Origin of the sequence: Paenibacillus sp. 1182 (assembly GCF_017833915.1) — a bacterium.
Lineage (GTDB): Bacteria > Bacillota > Bacilli > Paenibacillales > Paenibacillaceae > Paenibacillus > Paenibacillus polymyxa_D.
Window position 1 is genome coordinate 128,907 of the sequence record NZ_JAFICR010000012.1, and the last position, 13,344, is coordinate 142,250.

Annotated in this window: 12 protein-coding genes; 9 read left to right on the forward strand and 3 right to left on the reverse strand. The window is 44.7% G+C overall.

Annotated elements, in window-relative coordinates; all coding sequences use genetic code 11:
• Positions 1 to 25 precede the first annotated feature (25 nt).
• Complete coding sequence (locus tag JOD82_RS22275) at positions 26 to 862, reverse strand: carbonic anhydrase (RefSeq protein WP_069010134.1); 837 nt, start codon at positions 860 to 862, stop codon at positions 26 to 28.
• 217 nt (positions 863 to 1,079) lie between these two features.
• Between JOD82_RS22275 and adhP the strand changes: the two genes are divergently transcribed.
• On the forward strand, positions 1,080 to 2,096 hold the full coding sequence (gene adhP, locus JOD82_RS22280; protein ID WP_069010132.1) for an alcohol dehydrogenase AdhP: 1,017 nt from the start codon (positions 1,080 to 1,082) through the stop codon (positions 2,094 to 2,096).
• An 80-nt stretch (positions 2,097 to 2,176) separates the two neighbouring features.
• Here the strand turns inward: adhP and JOD82_RS22285 are convergent, their stop codons facing one another.
• Positions 2,177 to 2,542, reverse strand: coding sequence for a winged helix-turn-helix transcriptional regulator (locus JOD82_RS22285; RefSeq protein WP_013368959.1), 366 nt, complete (start codon positions 2,540 to 2,542; stop codon positions 2,177 to 2,179).
• A 189-nt stretch (positions 2,543 to 2,731) separates the two neighbouring features.
• Between JOD82_RS22285 and JOD82_RS22290 the strand changes: the two genes are divergently transcribed.
• The 7 genes from JOD82_RS22290 (at position 2,732) to JOD82_RS22320 (ending at position 10,600) form a co-directional block, all read left to right on the forward strand.
• A complete protein-coding gene (locus tag JOD82_RS22290) occupies positions 2,732 to 3,928 on the forward strand; it encodes an MFS transporter (RefSeq protein ID WP_209949928.1) in 1,197 nt (398 codons plus the stop codon).
• 31 nt (positions 3,929 to 3,959) lie between these two features.
• Complete coding sequence (locus JOD82_RS22295; RefSeq protein ID WP_029516872.1) at positions 3,960 to 4,802, forward strand: aldo/keto reductase; 843 nt, start codon at positions 3,960 to 3,962, stop codon at positions 4,800 to 4,802.
• A gap of 167 nt (positions 4,803 to 4,969) precedes the next feature.
• On the forward strand, positions 4,970 to 5,992 hold the full coding sequence (locus JOD82_RS22300; RefSeq protein ID WP_209949929.1) for a LacI family DNA-binding transcriptional regulator: 1,023 nt from the start codon (positions 4,970 to 4,972) through the stop codon (positions 5,990 to 5,992).
• A 183-nt stretch (positions 5,993 to 6,175) separates the two neighbouring features.
• Positions 6,176 to 7,651, forward strand: a complete 1,476-nt coding sequence (locus tag JOD82_RS22305; protein WP_209949930.1) for a glycoside hydrolase family 32 protein — start codon at positions 6,176 to 6,178, stop codon at positions 7,649 to 7,651.
• A 67-nt stretch (positions 7,652 to 7,718) separates the two neighbouring features.
• Positions 7,719 to 9,137: a sucrose-specific PTS transporter subunit IIBC gene (locus JOD82_RS22310; protein ID WP_209949931.1), complete on the forward strand. Its 1,419-nt coding sequence runs from the start codon at positions 7,719 to 7,721 to the stop codon at positions 9,135 to 9,137.
• Positions 9,138 to 9,613: 476 nt separating this feature from the next.
• Positions 9,614 to 10,204: a hypothetical protein gene (locus JOD82_RS29355; protein WP_245249106.1), complete on the forward strand. Its 591-nt coding sequence runs from the start codon at positions 9,614 to 9,616 to the stop codon at positions 10,202 to 10,204.
• A 39-nt stretch (positions 10,205 to 10,243) separates the two neighbouring features.
• On the forward strand, positions 10,244 to 10,600 hold the full coding sequence (locus JOD82_RS22320) for a hypothetical protein (RefSeq protein WP_051718046.1): 357 nt from the start codon (positions 10,244 to 10,246) through the stop codon (positions 10,598 to 10,600).
• Positions 10,601 to 10,893: 293 nt separating this feature from the next.
• On the opposite strand, the gene JOD82_RS22325 is transcribed toward JOD82_RS22320, so the two are convergent.
• Entirely contained in the window at positions 10,894 to 11,682 is a 789-nt protein-coding gene (locus tag JOD82_RS22325) for a helix-turn-helix domain-containing protein (RefSeq protein ID WP_025722577.1), read from the reverse strand.
• A gap of 179 nt (positions 11,683 to 11,861) precedes the next feature.
• On the opposite strand from JOD82_RS22325, the gene pyk reads away from it, so the two are divergent.
• Positions 11,862 to 13,277 (forward strand): pyruvate kinase, encoded by a 1,416-nt coding sequence (gene pyk / locus JOD82_RS22330; RefSeq protein ID WP_209949932.1) that lies wholly within the window; start codon positions 11,862 to 11,864, stop codon positions 13,275 to 13,277.
• The last annotated feature ends 67 nt before the right edge of the window (positions 13,278 to 13,344 follow it).

The window sequence follows — 13,344 nt, forward strand, 5'->3', positions numbered from 1 at the left end:
TTACATCTTACGGCACTTTATTTTATTATTTATCAGCAGTCAGTTCCCGGGTTCCCAGTTGTTGTACAGGACGATGGTTATCGGGGAAAATGGCAGCAAACTGGTTGATTTGGTCTGCGGACAATTCAATAGGCTGCTCCAGCACTGTCCAATTTACATGTTCTGTGCATGGCGGGGTAGTCAGCGATCCGTTGTAGCGAACGGAGTGCAGGTCTTTTGGCAGCAGCGCAGCGAGATTTATTTCTTCATCCAGAGCCGCTTCTTGGGAAATATCCTTCGGCAGTTTGGACCAAATGCGGTTGAAAGCCTTGTTTTCTTTGCCACTTTGGATAAGGACCCCTAAGACAGCTGTGCTTCCGTTGTCGCTTTGATGGACAAAATGAAGCTCCATTTCAGCATTTTTACCATCAATTTGATGTTCGCTCGGGTGGTGAAAGTGAAACTGCTTTAAAGTGAATTTAGTACCGTCCAGCATGATGTTATTGCTGGCATCGGCAACATTGATTTGCACAGTGTGCCCATTATTCAAAATGGATGCTTTCGTTTTAGTGTAATGAACTTGCAGCGGTTGCTGTGTTTGCGATGCTTCCAGATGGGTATGCTCTATATTGACAGGAGATTGTTCGTGGCCGTTACCACAAGCAACAAAATCTTTTTCCAGCTCTCCCCAATGTTCCGGTCCCTGATCTCCTTCATAGGACCAGTGTGGGCCTTTCTGAACAACTGCATGAGCGTTGTTAACTGATGAGGATGAAGTGCTAGTGGTACTAGAAATGGCGGGCTGTGAATTGCATCCTGTTACCGATACAGCCAAGATAATGGCAAATATGCTGAACAGGCAACCTTTCCAGTTTTTTTTCATGTTTCTTTATCCTTCTTCCAAAATAGAATATGTGAAACTTTTTACATTGTAAATTATTGTACAAAGTTCCTACAAGGGTCCAAGGACTTAGAAAGAAGCGTTTTTGGATTAAATAGTTTTAAGTTAGATTTATATTTGTCCTTTTTGGGCAAAAATTACTATAATAATGAGTGTACATTACAAAATAATTCCATATCTATTTAAAGGAGAGATCTACATGAAAGCAGCAATTGTTACAAAAGACAAGAAAGTCAGTATAGAAGAGAGACCTTTGCGTTCCTTGAAGCATGGAGAAGCGTTAGTCCAAGTTGAATACTGCGGAGTTTGCCACACAGATTTACATGTGAAAAATGCAGATTTCGGTGATGTCACAGGCAGAGTTCTAGGGCATGAAGGTATTGGAAAAGTCATTGAATTAGGTGAAGGAGTAACCAGTCTTAAAATTGGTGATCGCGTAAGTATTGCCTGGATGTTCGAAAGCTGCGGTCATTGTGAATATTGCCTAACTGGGCGGGAAACGCTGTGTCGTGAAGTTAAAAATGCCGGATATACGGTAGACGGTGCAATGGCAGAGCAATGTATTGTCACAGCTGACTACGCGGTCAAGGTACCAGATAGTCTTGATCCTGCCGCTGCAAGTAGTGTAACTTGTGCAGGGGTTACAACATATAAAGCAGTTAAAGTAAGTGAAATCAAACCAGGCCAATGGATCGGTATCTTCGGCATTGGCGGCTTGGGTAACCTGGCGGTGCAATATGCCAAAAATGTATTCAATGCTAAAGTTGTAGCCTTTGATATCAGTGATGAAAAACTAGAACTGGCCAAACAAATTGGTGCTGACTATACCGTTAACAGTATGAAAGAAGATCCGGTCGCCCGAGCCAAGGAGTTAACAAACGGTTCTGGTCTGGATGCAACCGTAGTTACTGCTGTTGCCAAAACACCTTTCAACCAGGCCATCGACGTTGTAAAAGCTGGCGCGCGTGTTGTAGCTGTAGGTCTTCCAACCGATAAGATGGATCTGGACATTCCTCGTCTGGTTCTGGACGGCATTCAAGTTATTGGCTCCTTGGTCGGCACTCGTGAAGACCTTAAAGAAGCGTTCCAGTTCGCTGCAGAAGGTAAAGTCGTCCCTCTTGTACAAAAACGTCCGCTCGAAGACATTAATGAGATCTTCGAGGAGATGGAGCAGGGCAAAATCCAAGGACGCATGGTCATTGATTTCACAAAATAAAATAATGCCCCATTCGTAACCCTTGGAATTTGGAGAAAGAGGAAGCGCCTGCTGATGTATTGCAGGCGCTCTTTTTGGCTTTACAGCTTATTCAGAATGTTATCTTCCAAAACCGCAGATTTATCCCCATATTCTTTGATGATATGTCTTTCTCCCCAGGCACAAAGAGAATCTAAAATGCTTTTCAGACTACATCCATATTCACTAAGCTCGTACTCCACTTTGGGTGGAACCTGATTATAGCTAATCCGATTGACAATGCCGTCTTCCTCTAATTCACGAAGCTGCTGAGTCAGCATTTTTTGTGTTATGGAAGGCATCATCCGTTTTAATTCGCTTGTCCGCATCTTTCCATGTGTCAAATGACACAGAATCACGCATTTCCATTTCCCCCCGATCACCTCTAACGTCGCCTCAACAGAGATATTGTATTTTTTCTTCCCCAATGCCGATCCCTCCATGTGTATCGCTTTTCTGTTATACATACCTTAACATCCTGTTTTAATCAAAAAGGACTTTATTTAGGGTACTTTTTGGTACCTATATCACTAAAAAGTACGTACTGTTCATAATTGCTTGAATAACTCATAATAACATCTGTTGGTTGAAGATTTCTATAGATAGGAGGGAAAAACATGTCGCCAGAATCAAAAGGAAGTATATGGCCATTACTGGCTCTAGCCGTAAGCGCCTTTGCGATTGGGACAACTGAGTTCATCAGCGTGGGACTGCTTCCCCTCATTACTGAAGACTTGCACATATCTGTAACGATGTCCGCACTAACTGTAACGCTGTATGCATTAGGAGTTACCATCGGGGCACCTGTCTTGACCTCATTAACATCAAGTGTTCCCCGTAAAACGTTGCTGCTGTGGATCATGATTATATTTATTGCAGGTAACAGCCTTGCTGCGGTCTCTAGTGGAATTGCCTTGCTGCTGATTGCACGTGTGATCTCGGCGTTCGCCCATGGGGTGTTCATGTCCATCGGTTCCACCATCGCGGCCGATCTTGTGCCGGATGATCGTCGAGCGAGTGCGATTTCCATTATGTTCTCCGGGTTGACCGTAGCCACAGTCACAGGTGTACCTTTGGGTACCTATATTGGGCAGCAATGGGGTTGGCGGGCTGCATTTATGGCGATTGTGGTCGTCGGTGTAGTGGCACTCATCGCCAATCTGATTCTGCTGCCATCTACACTGCGCAAAGGGAACAAGACTCCTTTCCGCGAGCAGGTCAAACTGGTTACCAATGGTCGCTTGCTACTTGCATTTATCATTACAGCTTTGGGGTATGGAGGCACATTTGTGGTGTTTACTTATTTATCTCCATTACTCCACGACATAACCGGATTTCAGCAAAGTACGGTAACGTTTATTCTTTTGCTGTATGGAATTGCGATTGCCATCGGGAATGTCATTGGCGGAAAAGCAGCAAACCGTAAGCCGCTTTCAGCTTTGTTTTACATGTTTCTGATTCAAGCAGTGATCCTTTTTCTCCTGTTGTTCACGGCACCTTTTAAAACGGCAGGACTGATTACGATCTTCTTTATGGGATTGCTTGCGTTTATGAACGTGCCCGGGTTACAGGTATATGTAGTCATGTTAGCCGAACGGTTTGCACCCAAAGCTGTCGATGTTGCCTCTGCTGTTAATATTGCTGCTTTCAACGCAGGGATAGCCATCGGAGCTTATGTAGGCGGAATTGTAACGGATTCACTCGGTCTCATTCATACAGCCTGGATCGGGAGCATTATGGTTTTCGTTGCGGTCCTGCTCACAGGCTGGAGTCGTATGCTCGAAAAAAGGGATACAACTACCATTACAGGTTAAAGCTTTTAAAAAATAGAGAGGAAGATACAAAATGACACAAAACTTACAAAGCACAACATTGTTAAACAACGGAGTTCGTATGCCTTGGTTTGGCATCGGGGTATTTAAAGTGGAGGAAGGTTCGGAGCTGGTCGATGCTATAAAGGCTGCTGTAAAGCATGGCTACCGCAGTATAGATACAGCTGCAATCTATGCGAATGAAAGCAGTGTAGGGCAGGCTATTCAGGAAGCCCTTCAGGAAAATAATCTGTCCAGAGAAGAACTGTTCGTCACGTCCAAAGTGTGGAATGCAGATTTAGGCTATGAAGAGACAAGAGCAGCTTATGAAGCCAGTCTGGATAAGCTGGGTCTGGAATACCTGGATCTATATCTGATTCATTGGCCAGTTCAGGGAAAGTATAAAGAAGCTTGGAGAGCGTTGGAATCCTTGTATAAAGAAGGACGGATTAAGGCAATTGGAGTCAGCAACTTCCAGATTCATCATTTGGAAGATCTCATGAAAGATGCTGAAATCAAGCCAATGATCAATCAGGTGGAGTTCCATCCACAATTAACCCAAACCGAGCTGTTGCAATTCTGTCAAAGGAACGACATTCAAATGGAAGCCTGGTCCCCGTTAATGCAAGGCCAATTGCTGGATCATCCGGTACTGCAAGACATAGCGACCAAGTACGGTAAATCGGTGGCGCAAGTGATTTTACGCTGGGATGTGCAGCAGGGAGTTGTCACCATTCCCAAGTCTACCAAGGCGCATCGGATCGTCGAAAATGCCGATATTTTTGACTTCGAACTGACGCGCGAGGATATGGATCGAATTCAGGCGTTAAATGCCGATCTTCGGGTAGGTCCAGATCCGGATAACTTTGATTTTTAAAATTACGTTCATCATGAGACGCCGTTTCCTTCTTCACTGAAGGGACGGCGTTTTTGCATGATGGGTCTGGAGCCACAGCAATCCAATCCCGCCATATGGTATTATAGGGTTATGTGAAAAGAGACGTTTTGGAAGCTTGTGAATACGAAAAATCTCCGGGGGACTTCATGAATAAGACGATTGCAGATATAGCCCAAATGGCTGGTGTATCCAAGAGCACGGTATCCCGTTTTTTGAACGGCGGGTCTGTCAGCGTGGATACGAAACGAAAAATTGAAAAAGTGGTTAAAGCCACGGGCTATGTGCCCAATGCCTTTGCCCAGAGTCTTAAGGCGAAGCGGACCAACATCATCGGCACCGTTGTGCCGCGTCTGGATTCTTTTGCGACATCTCATACGCTGATGGGGATTGATGAGGAACTGCGTTCTCAGCATTATCAGATGCTGATCTCCAATACGAGCCAGGATGTACAGCGTGAAATCGAAGCCATTTATGAGCTGGGCCGACAAAAGATTTCGGGTATCATTTTGCTGGCTGCTCAAATTACAGACGACCATCTGACCGCGATTCGTGACATCGGTATTCCAGTGTTGCTGGTGGGCCAGCAGCACGAGCAGCTTCATAGCCTTATCCATGATGACTATCGTGCAGGATATGATATTGGCACGTACGTTTTGTCTCAGGGACACCGCGAAATTGCCTACGTTGGTGTTACTGAAAAGGATGTTGCCGTCGGTGTGCAGCGCAAGGAGGGCTTTAGGCAGGCTGTACGCGATGCATTGCCTACTGAGTCTTGTACGGACGATGCGATGCAAGCAGCAGGGTATGATATCAGATACTATGAGACCGGATTTAAAATGTCCGATGCACGGATTGCTGCATCCGCCATTTTGGACCATTTCAAGCCATCGTTAATGGTGTGTGCTACGGATAATATCGCGCTGGGCGTAATCAATGCGGCTTATTCCAGAGGGATTGTTATCCCGTCGGATTTGTCGGTAACTGGCTTTGGGGGATACGATATTACGGAGGTCATTCACCCTGCGCTGACAACCGTCCAATATCCGTATATGGAGGCTGGACGTGTAGCAGCGCAAAATATTATGCGGCTGGTAGAACATAAATCGGTAGAAAAAGTGACGGTCATGAATTATTCCCTGATCGAAAGAGAAAGCGTTGACAAACGCTGAACAAGTGGATTATAATTTCTTCGAAACCGGTTCCATAGCATTCGGGCATAAATGGAATCGGTTGCAAATCCATGGATGAGTATATTTTTTTAATCGTATGGGAACCGGTTCCGATAGAATATTTTTTTCATTGAGTTGGAACCGGTTCCTGAAGCGAAGTTTTAATAAAAATGAGGTACACCTATGAAAATGACAAGAGAACAAAAGTATCGAATGATCGAGCAGGCAGAGCCCGGTGAAATAGCCAGCTTGGAGGAGAAAGTGGAGCAATGTCACTGGCGGCAGGCATTTCATATCCAGCCACCGACAGGTTTGCTCAATGACCCCAATGGCTTTTCATATTACCAAGGTGAATACCACTTATTTTATCAGTGGTTTCCGCTCGGAACGGATCATGGGATGAAATATTGGTATCACCTGAAATCCAAAGATTTGGTCACATGGAATAGTGCGGGCATTGGCATCGCACCTGGGGATTATTTTGATTCACATGGGGCTTACTCGGGCAGCGCACTGGAGCATGAGGGCAAATTATATATGCTGTATACGGGAAATGCACGAGATGAAGACTGGATCAGACATCCTTATCAATGCATGGCTGTTATGGATGAGAGCGGTCACATTACCAAATGGGAGCATCCTGTTATTGCCAATGTGCCAGAAAGCTATACAGACCATTTTCGTGATCCCAAGCTATGGAAAGACGGCGATAGCTTTTACTGTGTGATTGGTGCCCAGAGAACGAATTTAACAGGCTGCGCCGTCCTCTACCGATCAACCGACCTTCATTCATGGGAGTTTGAGGGAGAATTGTGCACAGGGCTGGAGTCGTTTGGCTACATGTGGGAATGTCCGGATTATTTTGAACTGAACGAAGCGGGTGTCTTGATCTTTTCTCCTCAGGGCTTGGAGCCTTCCGGGGATGAAAATCACAATATTTATCAATCGGGCTACGTAATCGGCAAGCCGTTAGATACCGGTACAAGAATACTGGAGCACGGCGCATTCCACGAGCTCGATAGAGGCTTTGACTTCTATGCGCCACAGACGATGATTGACCCGCAGGGGCGGCGTATTATGGTGGCATGGATGGGGCTGCCGGATATCGACTATCCCACAGATCCGAACGGATGGGCTCATTGTCTGACATTACCAAGGGAGCTTACGCTTCATGAGGGCACACTCTTGCAGCGGCCGATCCCTGAGCTGACTACGTTACGCAGAAATCGTGAGGATCGGGTAGCTGACACGTTATTCTCAGAGAGCAAAACCTATGAAGGATTTACAGGTACGGCCTATGAGCTGATCTGTGAGGTAGATCTTTTAAGCGCTAAGGTGTTTGGTATTGAGTTCCGTGCGAGTGAGACTGAGAAAACGGTGATTAAATATGATGCCATCAGTCGCAAACTAGTATTGGATCGTTCGCAATCAGGTGTGCCTGTAGCCACTTCGTATGGTGAGGTACGGCAGTGTTCATGGGATAAAGATCATATCAAACTTCATTTGTTTGTAGATACGTCTTCAGTTGAGATTTTCGTCAATGATGGGGAAGAGGTGTTCACCAGTCGTATTTTTCCGCATCCAGAGAGTGACGAAATACGCTTTTTTGCCGACAAGGGAGAGGCTCTCTTCCAGGCGGTAAAATGGGATTTTACATGAGTAGGCTAAAACATCAAGTGGATCGTTAATCATCAAACATAACGGAATCAACGAGAGGATGAACATCATGGCGGAGAACAGAGAAATAGCTAAAGAAGTGATCCAGGCAATCGGTGGGCAAGAAAATATTGCATCTTTTGCTCATTGCGCGACGCGCTTGCGGATTATGGTGCATGACAAGGAGAAAATTGATCAGAAAAAAGTTGAGGAGATCGACAAGGTCAAGGGTGCTTTCTTCAATTCCGGGCAATATCAGATTATTTTTGGTACAGGTACGGTAAATCGAATTTTCGAAGAGGTCGAAAAGCTTGGCGTGACTGGTTCATCTAAAGAAGAGGTGAAGAGTCAGGCGAAAAAGGAAGGGAACGTCTTCCAGCGCTCCATCCGTACCTTTGGCGATGTGTTTGTACCGATTATTCCTGTACTGGTTGCTACGGGGTTGTTCATGGGGCTACGTGGCTTGCTCACTCAGCCGCAAATTCTCGCTCTATTTGGCATGACCCCACAGGATATTTCACCCAATTTTCTATTATACACACAAGTATTAACGGATACAGCCTTTGCTTTTCTACCAGCGTTAGTCGCATGGTCAGCCTTTAGAGTATTCGGCGGTAGTCCAGTGCTGGGTATCGTTCTCGGTCTGATGCTGGTAAACCCGGCCTTGCCCAACGCTTATAGTGTTGCGGACGGCTCAGCCCACCCGTTGACGATGTTCGGATTCATTCCTGTGGTGGGCTATCAAGGCTCAGTATTGCCAGCTTTCTTCGTGGGCTTGATCGGAGCCAAGCTGGAGCGGGCGCTGCGCAAACGGGTGCCTGAAGCGCTAGATCTGATTCTTACACCGTTTTTAACACTGTTGATCATGATCACCCTGGGATTGTTTGCCATCGGTCCGATTTTCCATTCACTCGAAGAATGGGTGCTGCACGGAACAACGTTTGTGCTGGATTTGCCTTTCGGTATTGCAGGGATTGTCATCGGTTTCTTGCATCAGATTATCGTTGTTACAGGTGTGCATCATATCTTTAATTTCTTGGAGATTCAACTGCTTGAAAAGAACGGCGTAAACGCCTTTAACGCCATCATTACCTGCGCTATGGCTGCTCAAGGTGCTGCCTGTCTGGCGGTTGGACTGAAAACGAAGAATAGCAAGCTGAAAGCGTTGGCACTTCCTTCCTCGTTGTCTGCTTTTCTGGGGATTACGGAGCCGGCTATTTTCGGGGTAAACCTGAGATACATGAAGCCTTTTGTCATGGGCCTCATCGGTGGGGCGGTTGGCGGTTTTATCGCTTCGGTCTTCCATTTGGCGGCTACAGGTATGGCAGTTACGGTCATTCCAGGCACGTTGCTCTACATGAATCATCAGCTTCCGCTTTATATTTTGGCGAACTTGGCTGCTATGGTTGTAGCTTTTGTCCTGACCTGGATGTTTGGCTACAACGATAAAATGTTGGAAGAGGTCAAAACAGCGGGTTCTTCTAATTAATATCACCCAAGTAATGCGAATACACGCAGATTTATACGCGTAATTATAAATATGATGGTCGTTCTATATGGAACGCTCTTGGTCCCTAATCAAAAAGGACTGCTAGAGCAGGGTTCCAAGTGGAGCGACCATTTTTCCATTAAGCATGGATGGTTATTCGCAATTTAGGCCTTTTATTGCAATGCAGTAGTGCTGCATCATCTAATTATTGATATAAGATTGTACCCAATTTTTATTCTTCATCTCCTGTTTGATAATTTTATAAGTTAAACAGATGACCCCTATATGCTTGGCCAACAACTGATAGTTTGGGTATTTGCTTATGTGTGGAATTGAATGTATTGTATCATCAGAATCTCGAATATTCAAAAAAATGTAACATTAATGTAAAAATTTCAAAAGATATATATTCAAGGGAGGGTGATTGTACTATTATACAATAGTTGTTAAAATTTAGCATTGGGAGGCAGTTATTTGTGAAAAAATTTCTTGTAACTATGCTAGTTGTTATGTTGGTAGCAATCGGGCTGAATCCTTCAAGTTCTTATGCAGATTCATCCTCATCTGCTAAAGACTCTTCTAACCAGTCCCTATTCCCGCCGTATTCTTCAATTGTTAATTCTGATACGCTCTTGAGCGGTTTGACGCTTGAAGAGTATAATGAAGCTATAACAAATGCAGTACCACTAGAGTCAGTAATTGTAAAAAGCGAAAGCGATAAAACTCAATCAATCGAGAAGATTTCTCCCATGACCCTGACATCTTGGGCATTTGACCACCTTGCTAAGCACGATGGATATTGGACTGATAAGTTTTATGTCGATTATGCAATAACTATGCCTATAAATGTGGTGCAGTGGGGAGATGATAGTTCTTGGTCACAACCCGATGTAGGTTATACACTTGTGAATAAAGATTATTTGGGCAAGGTTCACTTGGTTTCCGGAAGATATACAGGCACAAATACAAAGTTTGAAATCAAAGCACCAGGACCTGGGACATATCAAATATTAGTAAATAATTTAAATGACTACACTATTTCTGGAAATGGATTCATTGGCTATTAATTTTTTTAACTAGATTACTTTTAGAAGGGAGGAGTGAGAGTGAACAAGCGATTCAGAACGGTTGTTATTGTCTTAAGTCTAACTGTCGTTGTCGGAGGGGCGGTTGCCGTCATCAAAAGTCAGACTTTTGCAGACAGTAGTACGCTTCAAACCAAAACTAACAATGAGCCTGACTGGCTAACGCCTGAAAAAAAGAAGGAAATAAATGAAAAAGTGTTTTCTTCACCAGCGGAAATTTTACACTCAAAACATGGGGATTTTCTCCCTGTCGAAGTTCCGAATGAGTATCCAAGTGATGAAGTTGCAAATCGGGATAATCAAGAGCAGATAACAGCTGAGACAAAGCAAGTTATCGTGAATAATTTTGTTTACGAAAAAAAAGATGGGAAAAACTGATTTTTCCTGGAACGCTCATAAAAATGAGCGTTCTTTTTTATTTAGAGTATATTCCCAAACTCAAGCCAACCAGATCGTGATTAAATTGCATGATATTAGACGTTCAATATTGTTAAAGAGCATTTTGCCCGACGGCTCCTTGTAGGAAAACGAGTCGCAACCACATTGTATCTAGGCGTGAATGGCTAAGTGAGCGTTCTCTTTCTGAAGATGCACCAAGATCGTGTTTTTATTGTCTTCCCACAACTTTATTTCACTAATAATTAGTCTTTATTTATAGCTTGAAGACACACCTATACGATTGAGGAACGTTCATCCAGAAATTCGGACGGCGAGCAGCCTGTCAACCGTTTGAAAATTCGATGGAAATAGGACACATCACTATATCCCACATACTCCGAAATTTCACGAATCGTTAGCCGGGACTCGGTCAGCATGTAGATGGCGGTTTTAATGCGTTGCGTATGTACATGCTCGCTGATCGTTTGGCGTGTTACCTCACGCAGCAGCGTCGCGGCATAATTGGGGGTTTTACGGATGGCGTCGCCAAGCTCCTCCTTGGTTACCTTTTCCCGGTAGTGGTTCTGGATATACTGTTTCATATGTTCCACATGTCGTTCTCGATCGCAAGAAATGGCGCCTTTGTCCCATTCCTGATTCATATATATCATTGCCTCGGTCAGCAAACAGTCAGCCATCATGGTGTAGTAGCTTGGGTGTTCAGTCCATTGATAGTACATCGATTTAATCCGTTCATGCAGCATATCGTAGCATCCAGGTTTGATCAACAACGGCTTGTCAGTATTCAATATGGGAAGTGTGCTGTTCGTACATGTTTTGCGGCAATGTATCACATACTTGGTATGAAAGAGCGTAGGAATGCTCTTGCCATAGTAATCCAGATGACCGGGTAAAAGCAGTGTTTCACCCTTACCGAGAATGAATTTGCAATCGTTCACCCAATATACACATTTGCCAAAGGTGACCAAAATGAACAGTAAGTCATCGTTGTCGCTATTTGCACCAGCCTTTTCATACCAGTCCACACCGTTATCCTGCCGTATATCCATCAATGTAATCACGAAACTCACTCCCCGATGTCTTCAACTTTCGTTATACTGTAGTACATTCATCATACTATAGTTCATAGTCTTGGTGCACGGGTACAGGTAGAATAGAGCTATATAAGTTTAATGTAGATAGAGAAGCAAAGTGGAATAGAAAACCATACAGTAAAGACATTCAGGAGGATGACATTACTATGCTTAAAACGAAAATTATTTGTACTATGGGACCTGCCTGTGACTCCATTCAATTGTTAAAAGAAATGATCCAGGCTGGTATGACTGTAGCCCGCTTGAATATGGCTCACGGGGAGCTGGAAGATCACGTTAAACGTATCGAAAATGTGCGTCAGGCTGCGAAGGAAATGAATACCTTTATCCCTGTCATGATGGATATTAAAGGACCGGAAATACGGATTGGCAAGCTGAGAGAGGCATCTTGTCTGCTGAAACCAGGAAGCCAGCTCATTCTGACCACAGAAGAGATTCTAGGGGACGAGCATCGTATTTCAGTGAATTACCCGGATATGCCGAAGGACATCAAACCAGGCGACCGCATTCTCATTGACGATGGTTTGGTTGATCTGACTGTAACCTCCATCGAAGGTACGGAAATGATTTGTAATATTGTAAGCGGCGGTATTTTGAAGCCGAGAAAAGGTGTAAACCTGCCAGGGATTCATACGACCCTTCCAGGCGTGACGGAGCGAGATGTGAGGCACATCCAATTTGGGGTGGAGCAGCGTGTTGAGCTTATTGCGGCTTCTTTTGTGCGTAAAGGCGACGATATCCGTGAAATCCGTGAGATTTTGAAGGGACATCATGCTGAGCATGTACAAATCTATTCCAAAATTGAAAATGCTGAAGGCATGGAAAACCTGGATGATATTATCGAAGCTTCCGATGGCATTATGGTAGCCCGTGGTGATCTGGGTGTCGAAGTGCCGATTCAAGATGTGCCTGTGATGCAAAAAGAAATGATCGACAAGTGTAATCTGGTCGGCAAGCCCGTTATCGTAGCTACCCACATGCTGGAATCCATGCAGGTGAACCCGCGTCCGACGAGAGCCGAAGTTAGTGACGTGTTTAATGCCGTTATGCAAGGAGCCGATGTTGTTATGCTGTCGGGCGAATCAGCTGCGGGTAAATACCCTGTCGAGTCTGTACGGACCATGGCCGCTGTAGCTGCCAGAGCAGAATCGCAATTCGATTATCAGGAGCAGTTCGATAAGCGCAGAGCACGTCAAAGCACCAACATTACCGAAGTGATTAGTCAGGGTGCGGTGAGTTCGTCCCTGGAGCTGGATGCGAAAGCAATTATTACATCGACTGCCAGCGGATTCACGGCACGTATGGTATCCAAATATCGTCCGAAGGCACCTATTATTGCGGTTACTCCGAATAATACGGTATTCGCTAAAATCTGCCTGTTGTCCGGCGTATTCCCGATCAAGGGGGATAAAGTAGCAACAACGGATGAAATGTTCGAATCCTCCATCCGTAACGCGCTGAATGCAGGATATATCCATAAAGGCGATACTGTAGTCCTGTCAGCAGGTGTTCCTGTCGCTGAGGCGGGCACCACTAACTTGATCCGAGTATATCAAGTGTAATTTACAACAAAATATAGACAAGCCAAAAGGCGCTGGCCCCCATGGGTTCAGCGCCTTTTTCACATTT

What these genes read in the sequence shown, in the direction of transcription:
- pyk (WP_209949932.1), top strand. Translation starts at nt 11,862, where the DNA reads ATGCTTAAAACGAAAATTATTTGTACTATGGGACCTGCCTGTGACTCC.
- adhP (WP_069010132.1), top strand. Translation starts at nt 1,080, where the DNA reads ATGAAAGCAGCAATTGTTACAAAAGACAAGAAAGTCAGTATAGAAGAG.
- JOD82_RS22295 (WP_029516872.1), top strand. Translation starts at nt 3,960, where the DNA reads ATGACACAAAACTTACAAAGCACAACATTGTTAAACAACGGAGTTCGT.
- JOD82_RS22290 (WP_209949928.1), top strand. Translation starts at nt 2,732, where the DNA reads ATGTCGCCAGAATCAAAAGGAAGTATATGGCCATTACTGGCTCTAGCC.
- JOD82_RS22275 (WP_069010134.1), bottom strand. Translation starts at nt 862, where the DNA reads ATGAAAAAAAACTGGAAAGGTTGCCTGTTCAGCATATTTGCCATTATC.
- JOD82_RS22305 (WP_209949930.1), top strand. Translation starts at nt 6,176, where the DNA reads ATGAAAATGACAAGAGAACAAAAGTATCGAATGATCGAGCAGGCAGAG.
- JOD82_RS22310 (WP_209949931.1), top strand. Translation starts at nt 7,719, where the DNA reads ATGGCGGAGAACAGAGAAATAGCTAAAGAAGTGATCCAGGCAATCGGT.
- JOD82_RS22300 (WP_209949929.1), top strand. Translation starts at nt 4,970, where the DNA reads ATGAATAAGACGATTGCAGATATAGCCCAAATGGCTGGTGTATCCAAG.